The 22891-nt window shown below is 67.9% G+C and carries 22 protein-coding genes; 13 read left to right on the top strand and 9 right to left on the bottom strand.

Annotated elements, in window-relative coordinates; translation table 11 throughout:
* Window positions 1-116 precede the first annotated feature (116 nt).
* Window positions 117-665 (bottom strand): peroxiredoxin, encoded by a 549-nt coding sequence (locus FFS08_RS11410; RefSeq protein ID WP_137862036.1) that lies wholly within the window; start codon window positions 663-665, stop codon window positions 117-119.
* 30 nt (window positions 666-695) lie between these two features.
* Window positions 696-1748, bottom strand: a complete 1053-nt coding sequence (locus FFS08_RS11405; protein ID WP_249341024.1) for a phospholipase A — start codon at window positions 1746-1748, stop codon at window positions 696-698.
* A 78-nt stretch (window positions 1749-1826) separates the two neighbouring features.
* Between FFS08_RS11405 and hisN the strand changes: the two genes are divergently transcribed.
* The 10 genes from hisN (at window position 1827) to FFS08_RS11355 (ending at window position 12341) form a co-directional block, all read left to right on the top strand.
* Window positions 1827-2621, top strand: a complete 795-nt coding sequence (gene hisN, locus FFS08_RS11400; RefSeq protein WP_137862034.1) for a histidinol-phosphatase — start codon at window positions 1827-1829, stop codon at window positions 2619-2621.
* Window positions 2622-2873: 252 nt separating this feature from the next.
* Window positions 2874-3077 carry a 50S ribosomal protein L35 gene (gene rpmI / locus FFS08_RS11395; protein WP_078103280.1) on the top strand — a complete coding sequence of 68 codons (204 nt, stop codon included), beginning with the start codon at window positions 2874-2876 and terminating at the stop codon, window positions 3075-3077.
* A 14-nt stretch (window positions 3078-3091) separates the two neighbouring features.
* Window positions 3092-3457, top strand: coding sequence for a 50S ribosomal protein L20 (gene rplT, locus FFS08_RS11390; RefSeq protein ID WP_086127624.1), 366 nt, complete (start codon window positions 3092-3094; stop codon window positions 3455-3457).
* A 107-nt stretch (window positions 3458-3564) separates the two neighbouring features.
* Complete coding sequence (gene pheS / locus FFS08_RS11385) at window positions 3565-4665, top strand: phenylalanine--tRNA ligase subunit alpha (RefSeq protein ID WP_137862033.1); 1101 nt, start codon at window positions 3565-3567, stop codon at window positions 4663-4665.
* Complete coding sequence (pheT, locus tag FFS08_RS11380; RefSeq protein ID WP_137862032.1) at window positions 4662-7106, top strand: phenylalanine--tRNA ligase subunit beta; 2445 nt, start codon at window positions 4662-4664, stop codon at window positions 7104-7106. Before pheS ends, pheT begins: the two co-directional genes overlap by 4 nt.
* A gap of 2 nt (window positions 7107-7108) precedes the next feature.
* Entirely contained in the window at window positions 7109-7522 is a 414-nt protein-coding gene (locus FFS08_RS11375) for a hypothetical protein (RefSeq protein ID WP_137862031.1), read from the top strand.
* A gap of 175 nt (window positions 7523-7697) precedes the next feature.
* A complete protein-coding gene (locus tag FFS08_RS11370) occupies window positions 7698-8432 on the top strand; it encodes an SDR family NAD(P)-dependent oxidoreductase (RefSeq protein WP_137862030.1) in 735 nt (244 codons plus the stop codon).
* A gap of 70 nt (window positions 8433-8502) precedes the next feature.
* Entirely contained in the window at window positions 8503-9888 is a 1386-nt protein-coding gene (locus FFS08_RS11365) for a pyridoxal phosphate-dependent decarboxylase family protein (protein WP_137862029.1), read from the top strand.
* A complete protein-coding gene (locus FFS08_RS11360; RefSeq protein WP_137862028.1) occupies window positions 9885-10751 on the top strand; it encodes an aldose 1-epimerase family protein in 867 nt (288 codons plus the stop codon). The genes FFS08_RS11365 and FFS08_RS11360 overlap by 4 nt, the downstream gene beginning before the upstream one ends.
* Window positions 10752-10772: 21 nt before the next feature.
* Entirely contained in the window at window positions 10773-12341 is a 1569-nt protein-coding gene (locus tag FFS08_RS11355) for a peptide chain release factor 3 (protein ID WP_137862027.1), read from the top strand.
* Window positions 12342-12488: 147 nt separating this feature from the next.
* Here FFS08_RS11355 and FFS08_RS11350 read toward each other — a convergent pair whose 3' ends face one another.
* On the bottom strand, window positions 12489-13754 hold the full coding sequence (locus FFS08_RS11350) for a spinster family MFS transporter (protein ID WP_137862026.1): 1266 nt from the start codon (window positions 13752-13754) through the stop codon (window positions 12489-12491).
* A gap of 76 nt (window positions 13755-13830) precedes the next feature.
* Complete coding sequence (locus tag FFS08_RS11345; protein WP_137862025.1) at window positions 13831-16197, bottom strand: TonB-dependent receptor; 2367 nt, start codon at window positions 16195-16197, stop codon at window positions 13831-13833.
* Window positions 16198-16333: 136 nt separating this feature from the next.
* Here FFS08_RS11345 and FFS08_RS11340 point away from each other — a divergent pair, with 136 nt between their 5' ends.
* Window positions 16334-16969 (top strand): TetR/AcrR family transcriptional regulator, encoded by a 636-nt coding sequence (locus FFS08_RS11340; RefSeq protein WP_249341023.1) that lies wholly within the window; start codon window positions 16334-16336, stop codon window positions 16967-16969.
* Here the strand turns inward: FFS08_RS11340 and FFS08_RS11335 are convergent.
* Window positions 16966-17724, bottom strand: a complete 759-nt coding sequence (locus FFS08_RS11335) for a CPBP family glutamic-type intramembrane protease (RefSeq protein ID WP_137862023.1) — start codon at window positions 17722-17724, stop codon at window positions 16966-16968. The genes FFS08_RS11340 and FFS08_RS11335 overlap by 4 nt on opposite strands.
* Window positions 17725-17752: 28 nt before the next feature.
* Between FFS08_RS11335 and FFS08_RS11330 the strand changes: the two genes are divergently transcribed.
* On the top strand, window positions 17753-18313 hold the full coding sequence (locus FFS08_RS11330) for a hypothetical protein (RefSeq protein ID WP_137862022.1): 561 nt from the start codon (window positions 17753-17755) through the stop codon (window positions 18311-18313).
* A 79-nt stretch (window positions 18314-18392) separates the two neighbouring features.
* On the opposite strand, the gene FFS08_RS11325 is transcribed toward FFS08_RS11330, so the two are convergent.
* The 3 genes from FFS08_RS11325 to FFS08_RS11315 are packed head-to-tail and all read right to left on the bottom strand — an operon-like array spanning window position 18393 to window position 19962.
* Window positions 18393-18902 (bottom strand): AAA family ATPase, encoded by a 510-nt coding sequence (locus tag FFS08_RS11325; RefSeq protein ID WP_137862021.1) that lies wholly within the window; start codon window positions 18900-18902, stop codon window positions 18393-18395.
* A gap of 2 nt (window positions 18903-18904) precedes the next feature.
* A complete protein-coding gene (locus FFS08_RS11320; protein ID WP_137862020.1) occupies window positions 18905-19456 on the bottom strand; it encodes a YceD family protein in 552 nt (183 codons plus the stop codon).
* Window positions 19453-19962, bottom strand: coding sequence for a ubiquinol-cytochrome C chaperone family protein (locus FFS08_RS11315; protein WP_137862019.1), 510 nt, complete (start codon window positions 19960-19962; stop codon window positions 19453-19455). Before FFS08_RS11315 ends, FFS08_RS11320 begins: the two co-directional genes overlap by 4 nt.
* 134 nt (window positions 19963-20096) lie before the next feature.
* Here FFS08_RS11315 and FFS08_RS11310 point away from each other — a divergent pair, with 134 nt between their 5' ends.
* Window positions 20097-20582: an outer membrane protein assembly factor BamE gene (locus FFS08_RS11310; protein WP_137862018.1), complete on the top strand. Its 486-nt coding sequence runs from the start codon at window positions 20097-20099 to the stop codon at window positions 20580-20582.
* Between the two features lie 188 nt (window positions 20583-20770).
* Here the strand turns inward: FFS08_RS11310 and pbpC are convergent, their stop codons facing one another.
* The gene (gene pbpC / locus FFS08_RS11305; RefSeq protein WP_249341032.1) at window positions 20771-22858 is read right to left on the bottom strand and encodes a penicillin-binding protein 1C; all 2088 of its coding nucleotides are present in this window, start codon (window positions 22856-22858) and stop codon (window positions 20771-20773) included.
* Window positions 22859-22891: the final 33 nt, after the last annotated feature.

Genomic DNA, 22891 nt, shown 5'->3' with positions numbered 1-22891 from the left:
AAAATTGGTCCTGACGATGCCGTCCCGCAACACCGCCCTGTCGCGCAGACTAGGGCCCAACTGCTAATATCCGGTGAGCAAAGCTTGCGGAGTCGTGAAAATGCCGGCGCCGGCGATCAGCGCCTGTGCGCGGCCCGGTATTTCTGGACCGCTTCCAGCGAGAGCCGGATATGCCCCGCCGGGCTCATGTCCGAATGGACGAAAAGCACCTTGCCGTCCGGCGCGATCACATAGGAGGTGCGGCTGGTGATCTTCGTGGCGGTGCCGTCGGGCCGGGTGAGCGCCACGTCGTAATTCCTGATGATCTCGGGGCTGGCCGCGGCGACGGCGAACTTGCCGGCGCACTTCTCCGCCGAAAAGGCCTCGAGCTTGTCGATATTGCCCGCCGTCATCCCGATCACGCTGGCGCCGGCCTTCTGGAAATCGGGCAGCGCCTCGGCAAAGGCATGGGCTTCGGCGTTGCAGCCCTCGGTGAAGGCAGCGGGGAAGAAATAGAGGACGACCGGGCCCTTCCTCAGCGCGGCCTTGAGATTGACGGTGAACGGCTTGCCCGCCATCGCGCCCGGTGCAGTGAAATCCGGCGCGCGCTCGCCCGTCTTGAGCGCGGCGGTGGCCGGCAGAACAAGCGACAGAGCGGCAGCGGCGGCGATCAGCAATTTACGCATGGCGATCCTCCTGAATCTCCTTGCCGGCGGCTAGCGCGTCAGCGCGATGCCGATCCGGGCGTGGGTGTCGTTCCTGCGATAGTCGTCCAGTGCCTCGCCATAGCCGGTGAAGGCCTGGCCGAAGATATAGAAGCCAACGCCCTTGGCAATCCGGGCCAGGGGATAGGAGACGAACAATTCGGCCGCGCCCTTGCCCGTCTCGAAACTGCCGCGGCCGGTGAGCGACAGCTTCAATCCGTCCTGCTGGCCGATCGCGGCGGTGAGGCTGGTATAGCCGAAATAGTCCTTCACGTCAGGCGCCGTGCCGAGCCGGCCGACATAGAACCAGGCCTGGGGGGCGATATCGAGATGCCAGTCCCCGCCCAGGTCGAAGCGCTTCTCGGCACGCAGGAACACGCGGTTCAGATCGACCGAATCGGCCACGCCGCGCCCGTTCGAATCATGGCGATAGCCGAGCGCCACCCTGGTGGTTTCGCCGAAGGGAATGTCGGCATAGACTTCGGGGCTGTAATTGGTCGAGCGGAACGGGCCCGAGGGCCGGTTGAGCGCCCAGAACATCGTCTGGGTATAGGCGAAGCGCAAATTGCCGAGCTTGAGCGGCGCCTTCTCGCCAAAGGGGCGGAACGCGAAGCTCACCTGGAGCTTGCCGCCCGCATCCTTGAGCCCGAACGCGCCATAGACCGGCTCGTGCGGTTCGAACCGGTCGACGAACGCGGCCGAACTGCCGGTCGAACTCTGCACCACGGTCTCGCCCTGGGGAATCTCGGCGGCGGCGTGCTGCTCCGCGGGCGGCATCGCGCGGCCCGCCACGCTCACCGGCACGTAGCGCGCCTTGGCGAAGCCGTGCGGCGCGACGATGGGCAGCGGGCCCGGCGCCCGCTCGAGCACGAGGCGCGTGCCGTCGACCGCAGTGACTTCGATCTGGCGCGGGCCGGCATCCGTGACGGGCGCGTCGCCTTCATTGACCAGAAATACTTCGACTCCGCGCAGCGCCTCGGCTTCCGAGGCAGGCTGGGCGGGCACGGCGCGCAGGCTCTGCGCCGCGGCGGGCGTGGCGGCGAGAAACGCGATCGGAATCAGCAAGCGGCGGCGCATCGGCGGGTTGAGTGACAGGGCTTTGTGACCTTGGCGAGTCAAAATCTCGAGGCTAGGGCATGCGGAATGCCCGTTACCGCAGCCGATATCGCCCTTGCCGAACGCCTTGCCGATGCGGCAGGCGCGGCGATCCTCCCCTATTTCCGCGGGGCGCACGGCCTGGAGGCCAAGGACGACCAGTCCCCCGTCACGCTCGCCGATCGCGCCGCCGAGGAAGCGATGCGCAAGCTGATCATCGCCGAACGGCCGATGGACGGCATCCAGGGCGAGGAGTTCGGCGTGCGCGAAGGAACGAGCGGGCGCATATGGGTGCTCGATCCGATCGACGGCACGCGCGCCTTCATCGCCGGTCGACCGATCTTCGGCACGCTGATCGCGCTGATCGACGACGGCTGGCCGCTGCTCGGCATCATCGACCAGCCGGCGACGAAGGAGCGCTGGCTGGGCGTGGCGGGGCGGCCGACCCTGTTCAACGGCAAGCCCGCCGCGACGCGGCGCTGCCGCGATCTCGACCAGGCGATCCTCGCGACCACCTCGCCGGCGCTGTTCGGCGACGACCAGCTCCACGCCTTCGAGCATCTCGACGCCGCCGTGATGAGTACGGTGCTGGGCGGCGACTGCTATAATTATGGCTGCGTCGCCAGCGGCTGGATGGACATCGTCGTCGAGGCGGGGCTCAAGCTGCACGACTTCGCCGCGCTCGTGCCCATCGTCGAGGGCGCGGGCGGCCGGATGTGCGACTGGCAGGGCGACCCGCTCCATGCCGGAAGCAACGGCGAAGTCGTCGCCGCCGGCGATCCGGCGCGGATCGACGACATCCTGGAGGCACTGGCCTGCCGCGGGCACGATCACGGCCACTGAGCTGCGACTCGAAAGTTAAGGCGACGGGCGCGCGCCCGCCCGGTCGGCGGCGAGAGGATGCGCGCATTGCGCTGCCGGCCTGCCGATCGACCGGCCATGGAGAGGAAAGAGCCCGGCGCACCAAAGGGTTCCGACTCGGGTTGCACTGCGCCGGCGTTTCCGCTAGGGGGCCCGCTTTCCGCGATCGTAGGGATCCGCCGGCTGAATGGGCTGCCGCGCGTGTCCGCAATCGTCGAACTCAAGGAGACGAAAATGCCCAAGCTCAAGACGAAGAGCGGCGTGAAGAAGCGCTTCAAGCTCACCGCCACCGGCAAGGTGAAGCACGGTGTGGCTGGCAAGCGCCACCGGCTGATCAGCCACAACGCCAAGTATATCCGCCAGAACCGCGGCACCTCCGTGCTCGCCGATGCCGATGTCGCGCACATCAAGGCATGGGCGCCCTACGGTCTGAAGTAAGGAGGGCCTGACAAATGGCACGAGTTAAGCGTGGTGTTACCACCAAGGCCAAGCACAAGAACATTCTTGAGCAGGCGAAGGGCTATCGCGGCCGTCGCAAGAACACGATTCGCATCGCGCGCCAGGCCGTCGAGAAGGCCGGCCAGTATGCGTATCGCGACCGCAAGGTTAAGAAGCGGACCTTCCGTGGTCTGTGGATCCAGCGCATCAACGCCGGTGTCCGCGCCGAGGGCCTGACCTATTCGCAGTTCATGCACGGGCTGAAGCTCGCCGGCATCGAGCTGGACCGCAAGGTCCTGGCCGATATCGCCATGCATGAAGGCGAAGCCTTTACCGCCATCGTCGCGCAGGCGAAGGCGGCTCTGCCCCAGGCCGCCTGAGCGACCTGACGCAGACGCGAGAACGGGGCGCCGGTGGCAACACCGGCGCCCTTTTTCTTTGTGCCCGTCACGGCTAGAGGCTTCCCCAACTTCCCCAAGAGGATCTGATGACGACCGATCTGGACCAGCTGCGGACCGACCTGCTCGGCTCCATCGAAGCCGCCGCAGGGCTCGACGCCGTGGAAGCGGTGCGTGTGCATGCGCTCGGCAAGCAGGGCGTGGTGACCGGCCTGCTCAAGACGCTGGGCGGCATGAGCCCCGACGAGCGCCAGGCCCAGGGCCCGCGCATCCACGGGCTGCGCGAAGCGGTGACCGAGGCGCTGGGCGCGCGGAAGCATGCGCTGGAGAAAGCGACGCTCGACGCCCGCCTCGCCAGCGAGACACTCGACATGACGCTGCCGGTGGACGGCATCGCCCCCGGCTCGGTGCATCCGGTGAGCCAGGTGATGGACGAGCTGGCGGAGATCTTCGCGGATCTCGGCTTCGCCGTCGCCACCGGCCCCGAGATCGAGGACGACTGGCACAATTTCACCGCGCTCAACATCCCCGAGAGCCATCCGGCGCGGGCGATGCACGACACCTTCTATTTCCCGCCCGAGGCGGACGGCAGCCAGAAATATCTGCTGCGCACGCACACTTCGCCGGTGCAGATCCGCACCATGATGCAGGACGAGCCGCCGATCCGGATCATCGCGCCGGGCCGCGTCTACCGCTCGGACAGCGACGCGACGCACACGCCGATGTTCCATCAGATCGAGGGCCTGGTGATCGACAAGGGGATCACGCTCGGTCACCTCAAATGGACGCTCGAGACGTTCCTCAAGGCGTTCTTCGAGCGCGATGACATCGTGCTGCGCCTGCGCCCGAGCTATTTCCCGTTCACCGAGCCCTCCGCCGAAGTCGATGTCGGCTTCACCTGGCAGAACGGCAAGCGCGTGATCGGCGGCGATCCGCGCGCGAGCGACAATGGCGGCTGGATGGAAGTGCTCGGCTCCGGGATGGTCCACCGCAAGGTGATCGAGGCCGCCGGGCTCGATCCGAACGAATGGCAGGGCTTTGCCTTCGGCACCGGCGTCGACCGGCTCGCGATGCTCAAATATGGGATGGACGATTTGCGCGCCTTCTTCGACGGCGACCTGCGCTGGCTCAGGCACTATGGCTTCTCGGCGCTCGACGTGCCCACGCTGAGCGGAGGAGTGGGCGCATGAAGTTCACCCTGAGCTGGCTCAAGGAGCATCTGGATACCGACGCTTCGCTCGCCGACATCGAGGAAGCGCTGACTCGCGTCGGCCTCGAAGTGGAGGGCGTCGAGAATCCGGGCGAGAAGCTGAACGGCTTCCGCGTCGCCAAGGTGCTCACCGCCGAGCGCCACCCCCAGGCGGACAAGCTGCAGGTGCTGACCGTCGACACCGGCGAGCAGGTGCTCCAGGTCGTCTGCGGCGCGCCCAATGCGCGTGCCGGGCTGGTCGGCGTGCTCGGTACTCCGGGCGCAGTGGTGCCGGCCAATGGCATGGCGCTCAAGGTTGCGGCCGTGCGCGGCGTCGAATCGAACGGCATGATGTGCTCGACGCGCGAGCTCGAGCTCGGCGAGGATCATGAGGGCATCATCGAGCTGCCGGCCGACGCGCCCGTGGGCACTGCCTTTGCCGACTATGCCGCGCTGAACGATCCGGTGTTCGACGTCTCGATCACCCCGAACCGCCAGGACTGCATGGGCGTGCGCGGCGTCGCCCGCGACCTGGCCGCCGCGGGGCTGGGGACGCTGAAGCCGCTCGCCCAGGTCTATCGCGCCGATGTGATCGCACCGATCGACGGCAGCGGCCCCGCGCCCGACGTGCGCACCGAGGATGTGGAGGGCTGTCCCGCCTTCTACGCGCAGCGCGTGGCGGGCGTGACCAATGGCGAATCGCCCGAATGGATGCGCCGCAAGCTGAACGCGATCGGCCAGAAGCCGATCTCGGTGCTGGTCGACATCACCAACTTCGTCTCGATCGATCTCGGCCGGCCGCTCCACGTCTATGACCAGGCGAAGCTCTCCGGCGGCCTGGTGGCGCGCAAGGCCATGCCGGGCGAGCAGGTGCTGGCGCTCAACGGCAAGACCTACACGCTCGACTCGACGATGACGGTGATCGCCGATGGCGAAGCGGTGCACGATATCGGCGGCATCATGGGCGGCGAGCATTCGGGGGTGTCGGACACCACCTCCGACGTGATCATCGAATGCGCCTATTTCGATCCCGATCACATCGCCCGCACCGGCCAGAAGCTGGGGCTGACCAGCGATGCGCGCTCGCGCTTCGAGCGGGGCGTCGATCCGGCCTTTCTCGACGATGGCCTCGCGATCGCCACGCGGCTGGTGCTCGACCATTGCGGCGGCACCGCCAGCGCGATCACGCGCGCGGGCACGCCGCCGCATGTCGGCATCACCACCGGCTATGACCCCAGGCTGGCCGAGACGCTGGGCGGCCTCGCCGTGCCGGCCGGGCGGCAGAAGGAAATCCTCGAGAGCCTGGGCTTCACTGTCGAGCCGCTCGACGCCAATGGCGATCCGGTCGATATCGAACAGGGCTTCGAAGCATTCCGCGTCACCGCGCCGAGCTGGCGCCGCGACGTGGACGGCGCGGCCGACCTGGTCGAGGAAGTGATCCGCATCCAGGGCATCGACCATGTCCCCTCGACGCCGCTCGCCCGCGTGCCGGGCGTGGCGAAGCCGACCGCGACCGCAGCGCAGAAGCTGGAACGCAGGGTGCGCCGGACCGCCGCGGCGCGGGGCCTGAGCGAAGCAGTGACGTGGAGCTTCATCTCCGAGGCGGAAGCGGCGCCCTTTGGCGGCGGCGCCTGGACCCTCGCCAATCCGATCAGCGAAGACATGAAGGTGATGCGCCCCTCGCTGCTGCCGGGCCTGCTCGGCGCGGCGGAGCGCAACCTCAAGCGCGGCGCGGCTTCGGTGCGCCTGTTCGAGCTGGGCCGGCGCTATCTCGCTGATGGCGAGCGACCGACGCTGGGCGTGCTGCTCGCCGGCGCGAAGAGCCCACGCGGCTGGCAGGGCGGCAAGGCCCAGCCCTTCGACGCGTTCGACGCCAAGGCCGAGGCGCTGGCCCTGCTCGAGGCGGCCGGCGCGCCGATCGCCAACCTGCAGGTGATGGGGGAAGCCGGCGCCGTGTGGCACCCCGGCCAGTCGGCGACGCTCCGGCTCGGCCCCAAGACGGTGCTGGCGGCGTTCGGCATGGTGCATCCGAGCGTGCTCAAGGCCTTCGACCTCGACGGCGATGTCGCCGCGGTCGAGCTCTATCTCGATGCGTTGCCCGCGAAGCGCGGCGAGTCGAAGGGCGGTGGGGGCTTTATGCGCACCCCCTATACGCCGCCGGCGCTGCAGGCGGTGACGCGCGACTTCGCCTTCCTGGTGCCCGCCGCGCTTGCCGCCGGCGATCTCGTCCGTGCCGTGAAGGGCGCGGACAAGGCGGCGATCGTCGATGCCCGGCTGTTCGATATCTTCACCGGCACCGGCGTGCCGGAGGGACAGAAGAGCCTCGCCATCGAAGTGACGCTCCAGCCCAGCGAGAAGAGCTTCACCGACGAAGAGCTGAAAGCCGTTGCCGACAAGGTGGTCGCCGCCGCGGCGAAGCTGGGCGCGGCGCTGCGAGGCTGATGATGGATACCCGGACGTTCGAGCGGATGCGGCGAACCCTGGGTATCCTCGCCACCGAGTGCATGGGCATCGCGGAGACGGATGCCATCCATCCGGTCCGGATGCTCGACGCGATGCGGCCGCCCTCGGCGGCACGCAGGGGATTGCAGATGGCGATCAACGACCTCGTCGAGGACCTTGCGCACGCCTCGCCCGATCATGTCGCCTGCCTCGATGCGCGCCTGGCCGAATGCGGCGCGATGACCTTGAGCGAAGCGCGGCTGCGCTTCTCGCGTAACCTCAGGAAGATCCGCAAGCGCGGCAGCATCGCGACCGAGGACGAATATCATCTCGTCCGCAATGCGGCCGAGTTCGCCGCGGAAGAGGAACGCGACGCGCTCTGGGCGCTGCTCGCGGCGTTCGAGGCGCGCATCTGAGCCCAGGCCGCGTTCCGCCGCGCCCCCGCCGCTTCGCCTTCGGCCGGGGCACCGCGCAGGACGGGCTTGTGCCGGGGTCCAGCGCGCGGCAAGGGCAGCGCGAACGCCGCGAGGCCGTCGCCCGCGGCACATTGGATCCCGGATCATGTCCGGGATGGCGAATTGGAGGACCGACATGCCCACCGCACTCATCACCGGCGCCACCGCGGGGATCGGCGAGGCCTGTGTCCATGCCTTTGCCGATACGGGATGGAACGTCGTCGCCACCGGGCGGCGCACGGACCGGCTCGAGAAGCTGGCGCGCGACAATGTCCACACCCTCGCCTTCGACATCCGCGACGACGCCGCGCGCGACGCGGCGCTGGGCGCGCTGCCCGAAGGCTTTCGCGACATCGATCTGCTGGTGAACAATGCCGGGCTCGCACTCGGGCTGGAGCCGGCCCAGCAGGCATCGCTCTCCAACTGGAAGACGATGATCGACACCAACGTTACGTCGCTGGTCTCGATCACGCACAGGCTGCTGCCCGGCCTGATCGAGCGCAAGGGTGCGATCATCAACCTCTCCTCGGTCGCGGCGACCTATCCCTATCCCGGCGGCAACGTATATGCGGCGACCAAGGCGTTCGTCCGCCAGTTCAGCCTCGACCTGCGCGCCGACCTGCACGGCACCGGGGTGCGCGTCACCTCGATCGAGCCGGGCATGGTCGAGACCGAATTCACGCTGGTGCGCACCGGCAGCCAGGACGTATCGGACAAGCTCTATGCCGGCGTGAACCCGATGACCGGCGAGGACATCGCCGATACCATCCTGTGGGTCGCGACGCTGCCGCCGCACCTCAACATCAATTCGCTCGAGCTGATGCCGGTCAACCAGAGCTGGCAAGGCTTTGCCGTGCACCGCGAGAGTTGAGGGCAAGTTCCGGAATGCGCCCGGCCCGGGCCCGGGGGCATTGTCACGGCCTTTGGAAAAGGGAGTGGTGATGCAGGACGAATGGACGGCACTGGAGCATGCGGCGGCGCATGCCATCGCCTATCGGCGCGGCGTGGCGACGGCCGAGATCACCCCGGCGGCGGACTATGCGACGATGCTCGAGGCATTCGCCGCGCCGCTCCCCGAGGAAGGCGACGATCCGGTATCGGTGATCGAGCATCTGGTCGAAGCGGCCACGCCGGGCATCCGCGCTGCCACGGGGCCGCGCTTCTTCGGCTGGGTAATCGGCAATTCGCACCCGACCGGCGTGGCGGCGGATTGGCTGGCCTCGGCCTGGGGGCAGAATGCCGGCAATCTGATCGCGGCGCCCGCGGCTTCGGCAGTGGAAAAGGTCGCGGCGGACTGGCTGCTGGAGCTGCTCGACCTGCCGCGCCAGGCCTCGATCGGCTTTGTCACCGGGGCGACCGTCGCCAACTTCGTCTGCCTGGCGGCGGCGCGGAGCGCAGTGCTGCGGCGAGCGGGCTGGGACGTGGAGGCGGACGGCATGTTCGGCGCGCCGCCCGTCGAGGTGCTGATCGGCGCCGACGCGCATGCCACCGTCTTCTCCGCGCTCAAATATCTCGGGCTCGGCGCCAGGCGGGTGAAGACCGTGGAAAGCGATGCAAGCGGGCGGATGCTCGCGGGCGATTTCGAGCGGGCGCTGCGGGCCTGTGCGGGGCCGGTGATTGCGATCGCCCAGGCCGGGCAGATCAACACCGGTGCGTGCGATCCCTTTGCCGAGCTCGCGCCGCTGGCCCGGGCGGCGGGCGCGTGGCTGCATGTCGATGGTGCCTTCGGGCTCTGGGCGCAGGCAGCGCCGGGCCGGGCGCATCTGACGCGCGGCATCGAACAGGCGGACAGCTGGGCAACCGACGGGCATAAATGGCTGCAGACACCTTATGATTGCGGCTTCGCGATCGTCCGCGATGCCGAGACGCATCGCCGCGCCATGGCGATCTCGGCGAGCTATCTGCCGCCGGCGCAAGGCGCGGAGCGCGAGCCTTCGGCTTATGTGCCCGAGCTGTCGCGGCGAGCGCGGGGCTTCGCGACCTGGGCGATGATCCGTCGACTGGGGCGCGACGGGATCGCCGAGCTTGTCGAGCGCAACTGCGCGGTGGCGGCGCATATGGGCGGGACGCTCGGCCGCGACGACGGCGTCGCGCTGATCCGGCCGGTGGAACTCAACCAGTTCATGCTGCGCTTCGGCGACAGCGACGATGCGACGCTCGCGGTGGTGCGCCAGGTGCAGGAAGATGCCGTTGCGTTCATCGGCGCGGCGCTGTGGCGCGGGCAATGGGTGATGCGCGTATCGGTCAGCTCGGCGGCGACGACGATCGCCGAAGGCGATACGACGATCGAAGCCGTGCGCGGGGCGTGGAGAAAGGTGCGGGGATGATCGAGATCGGATCGGAAGGGCTCACGGCGGTCGTCAATCCGCAGGGCGCGGAGCTGTGGTCGCTCAAGGACGCCGAGGGGCGCGAGCTGATGACCGACGCCGATCCGGCCTTCTGGACGGGGCGGGCGCCGCTGCTCTTCCCGATCGTCGGGCGGCTGATGGACGACAAGTACCGGATCGACGGCAAGGAATATGCGCTGCCCCAGCACGGCTTCGCCCGGCGGCAGCCCTTCGCGCTGATCGACCAGGCACCGGACCGGGCAGTGTTCCGGCTGATCGACAATGCCGAGACGCGCGCCGCCTATCCCTTCGCCTTCGCGCTGGAGGCGGCCTTTTCGCTGCGCGGGGCAACGCTCGCGATGGACATCACCGTCACCAATACCGGCAATGCCGACATGCCGGCGAGCTTCGGCTTCCACCCCGCCTTTGCCTGGCCCCTGCCCTATGGCGCAGCGAAGGACGCCCACCGGATTCTCTTCGCCGAGGCGGAGCCGGGCCGGCTGGCGGCGATCGTCCGGGGCGGCTGGATGGATGCGGACGGATGGGACAGCCCGGTCGAGGGGCGCGAACTGCGCCTCCACGACGCGCTGTTCGAGCGCGACGCCCTGGTGTGGGATCCGGTGCGCAGCCAGTCGCTCGCTTATGGTGCGCCGGATGCGCCGCAGCTGCTCTGCGACTTCCCCGATACGCCGGCGCTCGGGCTGTGGATGAAGCCGGGCGCGCGCTATCTGTGCATCGAGCCCTGGCACGGCATCGCCGACCCGTTCGGCTTCGCCGGTGAGATCTGGGACAAGCCGCTGATGCAACGCTACGCGCCCGGCCAATCGAGGACCTTCAGCATGAGGGTGACGTTGCGGGGCTGAGCCGCTAAAGGGCCCGCCACCATGCCAGTTTCCGACCGCCGTACCTTCGCCATCATCTCGCACCCCGACGCGGGCAAGACCACGCTGACCGAGAAGCTGCTGCTGTTCGGCGGCGCGATCCATCTCGCCGGCGAAGTGAAGGCGCGCGGCGCCGCCCGGCGCGCGCGCTCGGACTGGATGAAGATCGAGCAGCAGCGCGGCATCTCGGTCACCAGCTCGGTGATGACCTTCGAGCGCGGCGGGATCACCTTCAACCTGCTCGACACGCCGGGCCACGAGGACTTCTCGGAAGATACCTATCGCACGCTCACCGCAGTCGATTCGGCGGTGATGGTGATCGACGTCGCCAAGGGCATCGAGAGCCAGACCCGCAAGCTGTTCGAGGTCTGCCGCCTGCGCAACGTGCCGATCATCACCTTCGTCAACAAGGTCGACCGCGAAGGCCGGCACGTGTTCGAGACGCTCGACGAGATCGCCGACCTGCTCGCGCTCGACGTGTGCCCAATGACCTGGCCAGTGGGCATGGGCGGCACCTTCGAGGGAATTTTCGACCTCGCCACCAACCGCCTGCTGCTGCCCGAGGGCGACAGCCGCGAGTTCCACGGGAAGGTGGTGCAGACCAGCGGCCTCGACGATCCGCAGCTCGATGCGATCCTGAGCGCCGAGAATCTCGCCCGGCTGCGCGAGGATGTCGAGCTGGCCCAGGCCGGCTATCCCGCATTCGATGGTGAGGCGTACCGACATGGCGACCTGACCCCGGTCTATTTCGGATCGGCGCTCAAGGAGTTCGGCGTCGATTCGCTGATCGATGCCATCGCCACCCACGCGCCGCCGCCGCACGCGCTGCCGGCCGAGCCGGCGGCGGTCTCGCCCGATGCCGGGCAGGTGACTGGCTTCGTGTTCAAGGTCCAGGCGAACATGGACCCCAATCACCGCGACCGCATCGCGTTCATGCGGCTCGTCTCGGGCACCTTCAAGCGGGGCATGAAGCTGACCCCGACCGGGCATGGCAAGGCGATCGCGATCCACTCGCCGATCCTGTTCTTCGCGCGCGAACGCGAGCTGGCCGACGAAGCGTTCCCCGGCGACATCATCGGCATTCCCAATCACGGCGTGCTGCGCGTGGGCGATACGCTGAGCGAGAAGGCGGACGTCCGCTTCACCGGCCTGCCCAATTTCGCGCCCGAGATCTTGCGCCGGGTGGTGCTCAAGGACCCGACCAAGACCAAGCAGCTGCGCAAGGCGCTGGACGACATGGCCGAGGAAGGCGTGACTCAGGTCTTCTACCCCGAGATCGGCTCGAACTGGGTGATCGGGGTGGTGGGGCAACTGCAGCTGGACGTGCTGATCAGCCGACTCGAAGCCGAGTACAAGGTCGCGGCCGGACTGGAAGTTGCTCCGTTCGAGACGGCGCGCTGGATCTCGGCAGAGGATCCCAAGGACCTGGCCGATTTCGTCGCGCTCAACCGCGGCGCCATGGCCAAGGACCGCGACGGCAACCCGGTGTTCATGGCCAAGTCGAACTGGGAAGTCGGCTATGTCGCCGATCGCTATCCCAAGGTGAAGTTCGCGGCGACGCGCGAGCGCTAGTCGCCGGCGCCCCGGGTGGCCGGGCGGTCCCATCCCCGCCCGGCCGTCCCGGAAAGGCATCCTCTCGGGACGCATTTGCATGATCGTGCAAATGCGTAATTTGCGCGATTCCGGAATCCGCCGAGTCGGGAAACTACCTAGGCGGCGCTAGTCGACCCAGCCCTTGCGCACGTGCCGGGCGGCGAGCAGCGCGAGAATGCCGGCGATCACGTAGAAGCCGAGGCAGAAGACCGCGCCGTAACGCAATGCCTCCGCGCCATAGCTCGCCTTCAGCTCCTCGGAGAGAAAGCCCATCAGCAGCGGACCCATTCCCATGCCGATCAGGTTGTTGATCAGCAGGAAGCTGCCCGAGGCAGTGGCGCGCATGTGCTGCGGCACCATGTGCTGCACGGCGGTGGTCACCGGGCCCAGCCACAGGATGTTGAGCCCGTTGGGGATGATCAGCAGCGGCCAGGCAATCCAGGGGTTGGACGTGAGGAAGCCGATCGCGAAGAGCGGCGCGGTGAGCAGCCAGGCGATGGCAGGCAGCCAAGCGTACCAGGCGCGGTCGCCCTTGCCGAGCCGATCGGCGAACCAGCCGCCGGCGAACACGCCCGCCGTGCCGCCGATGAGCAGCAGCGAGGCCATGAACTGACCGGTCGTCACCAGGTCGAAGCCGAAATTGCCCATCAGCACCAGCGGCGTCCACAGCGCCAGCCCATAGCCGCACAGCGAGCTGCACGAGGCGCCGAAGGCGAGCAGCCAGAAGGCGGGCTTGCCGGCCAGGATACCGAACACGGCGCTCACCGGCGCACCGGCCGCCCCTTCCGGCACCGGCGGGCGCGGAACGTCGCGGACCACCCAGCGGAAGATCGGCGCGATCACCAGGCCGATCACGCCCATGGTGATGAACGCCGCGCGCCAGTTCACCAGCGCGGCGATATAGGCGCCGAGCAGAGTCCCGAGCGCCAGCCCGATCGGGATGCCGAGCGAATAGATGGCAAGCGCGCGGGCACGCCGCTCGGGCGGGAAATAATCGGCGATCACCGCATAGGAAGGCGCCACGCCCCCCGCCTCGCCCACGCCGACGCCGAGGCGGAACAGGAACAGCTGCCAATAGCCGGTGGCGATGCCGCAGAGCCCGGTGAAGGTGCTCCACACCGCGAGCGCGCCCGCGATCACCCCCGATCGGCTGGTCCGGTCGGCGAGATAGGCAAGCGGCACCCCGAGCACCGAATAGAGGATCGCGAAGGCCAGGCCCCCGATCGCCCCGAACTCGGTCTTGGTGAGGTGCAGATCCTCCATGATCGGCTTGGCGAGGATGCCCAGTATCTGCCGATCGAGGAAATTGAAGGTGTAGACGAGCAGGAGCATCGCCAGCACGACGCCGCGATAGCCGGGACGGCTCGCGGGGTTTGAAGCGGGAGCGTTCATGACGGTATCTCGGCAAGAAAAGAGCCGGACGTCAATGGGACGTCCGGCTCGATGGGTTCGCGGATGGGGGCGAGGCTCAGAACTTGACGCTGAACGAGCCGAAGATCTGCCGCGGATTGCCGTAGAAAGCGGTCGCCACGCCTTCCTTGCCCAGCGTCGGCACATAGCCGGTGCCGTTGGTGATGGGCTGGTTCGCGGCGTTGAGCGGCGTGCCGGCGATATCGGTCTTGATATACTGGTAGCCCGCGGTCTTGTAGCGCACGTCGGTCAGGTTCTTGCCGTGGATGCCGATCGAATAGCGGCCGCCGCCGAAATTATAGACCAGGTGCGCGTCGAGCAGCGTGTAGCCCGGCTGGTCGAGGAACGGGCTGGCCGTCTCGAACTGATGGGTGAGGCTGCGATACGACACGGTGGTGGTGGCGTTGAGATCGCCGCCGCCGATCGGCAGCGCCGCGCCCAGCGTGCCCGCCAGCGTCCAGTCCGGGGTGTTCTGGAACACGCGGACATTGGCCACGTCCACACCGGTCGGCCCGATGAACCGCTTGTACTTGGCATCGATATAGCCGAGCGCGCCGTTGAAGAAGAAGCTCGAGCCCGGCCCGGCAAAGCCGCGGGCCAGCACGGCATTGGTCTCGAGCTCCACGCCCTTGATGTCGGCCTTCGCCGCATTGGTGGTGATGCCGCAGAAGCTCTGCACATTGTTGATCAGGCAGCCGACCGAGCCCGGAATCTGGACGTTCGAATAGTTCGAATAGAAGCCGGCGAGCGACCAGTTGAGGCGGCGATCGAACGCGGCACCCTTCCAGCCGATCTCGTAGCTCTTCACCGTCTCCGGATCGAAGGAGAGATAATTGTAGATGTCCTGATAGGTGCGGCCCGCCGCCGGATTGCTGATCGGCGCCGAAGTGCCCGAACCGCGCGGATCGAAGCCGCCGCCCTTGAAGCCTTCCGAATAGGACGCATAGACCATGTGGTCCGCGCTCGGCTTGAAGCTCAGCGTGGCGCGCGGCGTGAAGCGCTTGAAATTGGCGGTGCCGCGGAAATCGGTGGAGGGCGCGCCGACCGGGATCGGCGTGCCGCCAAAGTCCGGGGTCAGGCCGAAATAGCTCGCCTTGAAGATATAGCTCCTGCGCTGATCCCAGGTGTAGCGGCCGCCGAGCGTGAGGCTCAGGGCCGGCGTCACGTCATAGGTGAAGTCGCCATAGATCGAGTGCGTCTCGGTGCGCACGTCGCCCGCGGTATAGGCGTTGAAGCCGGGCAGGGTGGTCGACAGCAGCACGCCGAAGCCAGTCGTCGCCTTGGCTCCCAGATAATAATAGCCGATGATGCCGTTCAGCTTGCCGCCGTGGATCAGCGCCTGGAATTCCTGGCTGGTCTGGTTGTTCTTGTAATAGGCGGGCACGTCGACATCGACCGAGGGCGTCGAATCGAAGTCGATCGGCGTGTACGAGGTGTCCTCGCGATACGCGCTGATGCTGCGCAGCGTGATCAGGTCGCTGACCTCGGCATTGACCGTCATCGAGATGCCGCCCGCCTGGACGTCGTTCTTCGGGCTGTTGAGCCCGGCATTGGTGTCGAAGACGTTGCTCAGCACCGGCGAACCAGTGAGCAGGCCCGGAATCAGGCGGTGGCCGTTGCGGGGATTCGACTTGTCATGGGTATAGTCGCCGGTGATCCGCACCGACATCTTCTCGTCCGGCGTCTCGAACTCCAGCGTGGCGCGGCCGGCCCAGACATTCTTGTTGTAGTTGTCGATCCCGAGATAGCGGTTCCGGCCGAAGCCGTCGCGAGTCAGGCGAGCGCCCGAGATGCCGAGCTTGAACATCGAGCCGATCGGCGTGGAGGCGCTGACGATCACATCGGCCTGGTTGTACGAGCCGTAATTGCCCTTGACCGTCATCGTCGGCCGGTCGCCAAGCTTCTTGGTGACGTATTTCACCGCGCCGCCGATCGTGTTGCGGCCATAGAGCGTGCCCTGGGGACCGCGCAGCACTTCGATCCGCTCGACGTCGTAAATGTCGAGCACCGCTGCCTGCGGACGGTTCAGATAGACGTCGTCGAGATAGATGCCGATGCCCGCCTCGAAGCCCGGCACCGGATCCTGCTGGCCGACGCCGCGGATGAAGGCGGCCAGCGTCGAATTGGTGCCGCGCGCATCCTTCAGCGTTGTGTTGGGCGAAGCGATCTGCAGATCGGTGAGGTCGATCGCGCCGGCCTGTTCGAGCTGGGCCGAAGTGAGCGCGGTGACCGCGGTCGGGACGTCGAGCAGCTTCTCTTCGCGGCGGCGGGCAGTGACGACGATCTCGCCATTGTCGGCGAGCGCGCTATCCTGCGCCTCGGGTGCGGCCGGCGCCGCATCCTGGGCGAAGGCCGGGGCAGCAATAAGTGCCGCGAGGGCGGCACCGGCGAACAGAATCGAACGGGTACAATTCAGGCGTGACATCCAGACTTCCTCCCCATCAGTCTAACCCGTTCTTGAACGCGGGTTGTAAGTGGTCGCCCGACGCTATACTGAAACCTGAACCGGGTTTCAACTTGGATAAGCGGGAAGAGGGACCAGAATGGCAAGGGGGCGTGGCATGAGCGCCACAGCACCGGATCTGGGCGGCGGCGAAGCCAGTGCGGGCAAGGAGCCGCGCACGGCGCGCGGGCGGCGGACGCTGCGCCTGATCCTGGACGCAGCGGCGGAGGAATTCGGCGCCAAGGGTTTCCACGAAGGCTCGATCAGCGGGATCACCCGCCGCGCCGGCGTCGCGCTGGGCAGCTTCTACACCTATTTCGATTCGAAGGACGACGTGTTCCGCGCACTGGTGCGCGACATGAGCGAGCAGGTGCGCGAGCATGTCGCCCCGGCGATCAAGGGCGCGACCGGCGGCCAGATCGCAGCCGAGCAGGCGGCGCTGCTCGCCTTCATCCGCTTCGCGCGCGCGCACAAGGAGATCTACCGGATCATCGACGAGGCCGAGTTCGTCGATCCCGAAAGCTTCCGCATGCACTATGCGACCACAGCCGAACGGATCGCCAGGCGCCTTCAGGCCGCGGCGGCGCGCGGCGAGGTGCACGAGGACGTGAACGAGATCCACGCCTGGGCGATCATGGGCATGAACGTGTTCCTGGGCCTGCGCTATAGCGTATGGCAGGAGGACGTGAATCCCGAGGAGATCGCAGCCACCGTGGCCACCATGCTCGCGCGCGGGATCGGCACGGAGCGCTAGGACGGCGCGCGCGACCTCTGCGCGAGGCGCCAGACCAGCAGCAATGCCAGCCCGGCCGCGCCGAACCGCAACATGTTGTCGGCCCAGCCGAACATGGCGTCTTCCGGAACCCGGAAGACGGTCCAGGCCGCGTTGAGCGAGATGTGGAGCACCCAGCCACTCCAGATTGTATAGCCGTCCATCGCGTCCAGCAGCGCCATCGCCACTGCGCCGATCGCAGTTATCCAGAAGACCTGAAGCGCCAGCGCGCCGCCTTCCGGCCCGCCCAGGCTCCACCAATGGACGAGCCCGAACAGCAGCGCCTGCACGCCGAGCGCGAACGGCATGCGCCAGCCAAGCGCCCGGCGCGGAAGGATGAAGCCGAAGCCGCGAAAGGCGACCTCCTCGGCGAGCGGATAGAGGATGGCGAGCATGAGGAGGTCGAGCCAGCTCCATTCGCGCGAGAAGCCGCCGAGCAGCCAGAGCCCGATCCAGGCGGGCAGCGTGCCGATCGCGACCAGCAGCGGCGCGCGCCAGCCGTTCGAACCGAGGCCGAGCGCGCGCCACGGCACGGCAGGCTTGCGCAGGATGAATGCGGCGCCGAAGAGAACGACGATCACGCCGAGCAGATTGTCGAGGAGCGATCCGCCATAAGGCATCGGGAAGCCGGGGATCGCGACGCCCGCCGATCCGGCGATATCGCGGACCTCCTGGGAGAAAAGCAGCAACAGGGCGAGGGCCGCGCCGATGCCGAAGGTCCGCACCGCCCTGGCCATATTCGCTCCCCTCGCGATCCGTGGCACTGTGTTATCACGCCAGCACAATGACGGCAAGTCCGCCGCGACTGCCATTGCGGCGCGCGCCCAGCGGGCCCATCAAGGCACCATGGATTTCAGCGACTGGCATGTGGCCCGGGCGAGGGCGCTGTTCTCGGTATTGGCCGAGCGGCATAGCCTGCGCATGCGCGGGGCCGATGCCGGCCCCGATTATCTGGAGCTCGAACTGCCGGTGCAATATGGTTTGCGCATCGCGCTGAAGCTCGTCTGGGCGCGCGACATGCTGATGATCCGCAGCACGCTGTTCACTGCCCAGTTCCACCTCGATGCCGATCCCGAAGCGGAGACCAGCTTCATCGACACGCTCGACGGGCTGGTCACCGGCGACATCCGGCTGCACCTCTTCTATTGGCCGCGCGCCAAGCGGCCGTACAAGACACTGCTCCAGCGCGCCGAGGGCCGGGGCGAGGATGCCGCATGGCGGACCGTCTATACCTGGTTCCGCTGGTTGCCCTGGTCCCCCATCGCGCGCGAGGAAGTGTTCGTGAACAGCCGTGCGCCGCACCTGCACATCGTCGGGCACGCCTAGGTTGGGAACTCCGACAAATACCTGATTTCCCTTCACCATCCCGGTCTCGTTCCGGGGTGACGAAGGCAGGATATGAGTCCTAGCCCGAGAGCCGCGCCAGCACGAAATCGGCGCGGGCCTCGACATCGATCTTCGGCAGCAACGCAATCGCATAGCCGAATGCGGGCCAGGCGGCTTCGAGCCGCGCATATTCCGCCAGCGCTTCGTCCATGCCGTGGCGCCGGGCGGCGTCGACAACGTGGACCTCGGGCCAGGGCGGGGCGAGGAAGACATGGTCGTAGCGATCCGCAGGATCGAAGGAGACCGTTTCGCCGGTGGCATGCCGGAGGGCGACCACCGCGTCGATCAGCCCACGATCGAAGAAGACCGGCCCGGAGAGCCGCGCGGACGCGTCCAGATCGGCGCGGGCAAGTGCGATCGCGCGGCGGGCGAAACCCGCCGGGTCGTCCCAGGGCATCGGGCCGCCCGTGGCGATGATCCGCCGCCCGGGCTCGGCGACGGTGGCGAAGCCGCGCCGGGCCAGCGCAGCGAGCAGCGTGGACTTGCCGCCGCCCGAGCAGCCCGAGATCGCGATGCGGCGGCCGGGCATGCTCAGCTCTCGCCGAGCTTGCCTCTGAGGCCGGCGAGCCCCCCGAACGGGCCGCTCTCCTCGGCGAGGCGCGTCGCCTCCTCCTCGCTGATCACGCCGGCGTCGCGCAGCGCGGCTTCCGCGGCGGGGCTGCGCGGATAGGGATCGAGCGCCAGCGCCAGCGTCTCCGCCGCGGCCTCGCCCAGGTCGATCGCGCCGCCCGAATAGAAGACGATGTCGCACTCGTCCTCGCTCAGCTCGATTTCATCGTCGCCGCCTTCACCCTGAGTCTCGGGCAGGAAACGGATCGCGAAATCCTCCTCGATCGCCGCCGGCACGGGATCGTCGGTGATCACGCACGCCTGGATGACCCGCGCGGAAAGATGGCCGGTCGCGACGATGCCCTGCGCGTCGCGGCGGATGCGATAATCGGCGACGAGGCGATCGATGGCCTTGAGCCCGAAGCGCTCGGCTAGGGCGGAGCGTTCGTTCGGCTCGGCCGCGACATGGACCTGGCTCTCCCCGGCGCCGATCGTGTCGAGCCGCTGCGGCCGGTTGAATTCGCTCTGGATCATGCCAGCGCTCCGCCGATCAGGGTGGCGACCGGCGTGCCGGCGAGACCGGCGTGGAGCGCACGCAATTCGGTCTCGACATGGGCGAGCGCCGCGGGCGCCGGCGCCTCGCCGCGATAGAGGTTGCGCACCAGCGCCTCGTCGAAACCGCCCGCCGCCAACGCCTCGCGATAAGCGCCGAGCCGGCCGCCCAGCATCCCCATCATCTTGCCGACATGCTTGCCGACCACGATGTCGCCGATGCCGATCTGACGGAGCTGCCCGTCCATGTCGTCGATGAACACTTCGGTGAGGTGGGTGCTGAACGGCACCGCCTGCGGATCCTGCTCGAGCCGGAGCAGGACCAGGCTCAGCACCGCGGCGATCATGTCGAAACGGCCGTCGATCGTGTCGGGCACCTGCCCCGCTTCATACCAATGGGCTTCGCGGCCGCGCGCGACGATGCCGGCGTAGAGCATCGGGGCGGCACCGCGGTCGGGAGCCTGGAAGAGCCGCTTGAGCAAGCGCATGTGCCGGTTCGGTCCTGCATTCTGGGGGCGCGACCTTGTTTGGCCGCATTTTGCCGCATATTGAGGCGAACGGCCCGCGATGCAATGCAACCTCGTGCATCAAGGCGCCGGTATGCGTTTGCCTGGAGACCATAATGCCGATTCCCGCCCGCGCGCTTGGCGCCGCCCTGCTGGCAGCCGCGCTTGGCACCACCGCCTGCGTGCCGGTGCGCACGCACCAGGGTTACATCATCGACAAGGAACTGGTCGATTCGGTGCAGCCCGGGATCGACACGCGCGAATCGGTGCTCCGGACGCTGGGTCGCCCGACCTTCACCAGCCAGTTCAACGAAGGCGAGTGGTATTATATCTCGCGCCAGAGCTCGAACCTCGGCTATCAGAGCCTCAAGGCCCAGGACCAGACGACGCTACGCGTCAGCTTCGATGCGAAGGGCAATGTCGTCGCAGTCGATCGCATGGGCAAGGAATTGATCGCCTCGGTCGATCCCTATGGCAAGACGACTCCGACGCTGGGCCACAAGCGCGGCTTCTTCGAGGATCTGTTCGGCAATATCGGCACTGTCGGTGCTCCGGGCACCGGCGGCGCCGGCGGCGGTGCTGGTGGCGGCAACGGCCCCTAGTCGCACGCCGGCTTCGGCCCGGACGGGCTGAACCGCATCCAAGTCATTGATCCAACGGCAGCTTCGGCCGCGCCGCCTTTCGAGCCGCGCGGCCGGTGCCGGTGGGCACGGTCCCGAAAGGGGGAGGGACCATATGCTGAAACGCACGAGATAGCGTTTCGCTCCCTCAACATTCTTCCATTTCCGCGCTATCGGATGGTAAACAGCACCTGGTCGATCACCTTGCCGTCAAGATCGATCAGCGCGAGGCGATGCTTCCCCGGCGGGGCGAGGATCAAGGGGCGCGAATCCGCGGTGCCGAGATCGCGCCGGTCGAGGATCAACCGGTGGCCGAGCGCCCGGCCCGACACCGAGATGGCGAGGCGCTGATTGTCCCGCGGAATGTCCGGATCGAGCGCGTAGACGCTGCCGGCGACCGGATTGACGATACGCGGCCGCCGCGATTCGGCAGGCGCGAAGGCGACGCGGTTGAAGCCGGTGCCCTTCAGGAAATATTCCTGGCGCGGCTGCTCCATGCCGGCGGCGAAGCGGACCTGGCGGGCCTCGATCCCATCGGGGCGCCGCGGGGCCCTGCCGGGGCTGCCCTGGTTGAGCGCGAGCATCACGTCGCGCCATACCGGCGCCGCGCCGCTGGTGCCCGAAACGGCACGCATCGGATCGCCTTCAAGATTGCCGACCCACACGCCGACAGTGAACCGATCGGTGAAGCCGATGCACCAATTGTCGCGCATCGCCTTGGAGGTGCCGGTCTTCACCGCCGCCCAGAAGGGCAGGCGCAGCGCCGAATCGACGCCGAAGGTGCCGGCGCGGGCATTGGGATCGGCGAGCATGTCGGCAACGATCCACGCGGCCTGGGGCGAAGTCGTGCGGCGCAGCGGCTCGGTCTTCGCGTCCAGCGTCAGCCGCAGCGGCGCCCAGCGGCCCTCGAGCGCGAGGCTGCGATAGGCGGCGACTTGCTCCATCAGCGTGACCTCGGCCGAGCCGAGCGCGAGCGAATAGCCATAATATTGCCCGTCCTCGACCAGCCCGCGATAGCCGGTATCCCACAGGCGATCCCGAAAGGCGTCGACGCCGGTGAGCAGCAGCGTGCGCACCGCCGGCACGTTGAGCGAACCGGCCAGCGCGATACGGGCGGACACCGGGCCCTTGAACGCCTTGTCGTAATTCTGGGGGACGTAGAGCCCCGAGGCAGTGTCGAGCTGGACCGGGGAATCGTCGAGGATCGAGGCGGCGGTCAGATAGCCCTTCTCGATGCCCATCGCATAGAGGAAGGGCTTCAGCGTCGATCCCGCCTGGCGATAGGAAGAGGCGCCGTCGACCGCGGGCGCGGTACTCTCGCCGCCGATGCCGCCGACATAGGCGAGCACATCGCCCGAGGCATTGTCGACCACCACCACCGCGCCGTCGCGGGCGCGGCTGCCGCCCAGTCCCTGGAGCTGGCGTTTGAGCGCCGTGATCGCAGCGCGCTGGATACCCGCGTCGAGCGTGGTGACAATCTTGGCGCCCGGCCTGGTGAGCAGCGCGGCGGATAAATGCGGGGCAAGGCCCGGATCGAGTGCCAGGCTGCGCGCGGGCCCCAGCATCGAGGCGGCGGCGCCGGCGAAACGAGCGCAGTCCCGCTCCCGGCTGAGTGCGCAGGCGCGGCGAGCGACCTGGGTGGAGGCGGCCTGCGGATTGGGCAGCAGCGCCGCGAGCAGCAGCGCATCGTCGCGCGTCAGTGCCGCCGGGGTCTTCCCGAACAGGCCTAGCGCGGCGGCGCCGATACCCTGGGCCTCGCCCCGAAAGCCGGCAAGGTTGAGATAGGCTTCGAGAATCTGGTCCTTCGACCAGCGCGATTCCAGGCCCCATGCCGCGCGCATCTGACGAAGCTTGTCGCGCACGCCGCGACTGCCCGGCGCAGCGAGATCGGGGGCGAGATAGGCGGCAACCTGCATCGACAGCGTCGAGGCGCCGCGCCCGCGCTTGCCCTCGAGCCGATCGCGCATCGCGCCGCTCAGCGCCATCCAGTCGACGCCGCCATGCGCGCGGAAACGGCGATCCTCCGCCGCGATCAATATGTCGCGCGCCACCGGCGACACGTCCTTCAGCGGCGTCCAGGCAAGGCGGCGGGCCTGGTAATCGACGCGGCTGGAATCGATCAGCACGCCACGCCGATCGTAGAGCCAGGCCTCGGACGGATGCCAGCCGGCGCGGACCGCGGCATAATCGGGCAGGGCCGGCGGACGCGTCGCCCACCAGAAGCCGGCGGAGGGGAGGAAGAGCAGCGTCAGGATCACGCCGGCCAGGCGCGGCGGCGTGACTACACCGCG

This window comes from Sphingomonas sp. 1F27F7B (genome assembly GCF_005503355.1).
In the GTDB taxonomy this organism is placed as follows: Bacteria; Pseudomonadota; Alphaproteobacteria; order Sphingomonadales; family Sphingomonadaceae; genus Sphingomonas.
The sequence above is the reverse complement of the archived record's forward strand: the minus strand, read 5'-3'. Positions and strand labels throughout refer to the sequence as shown.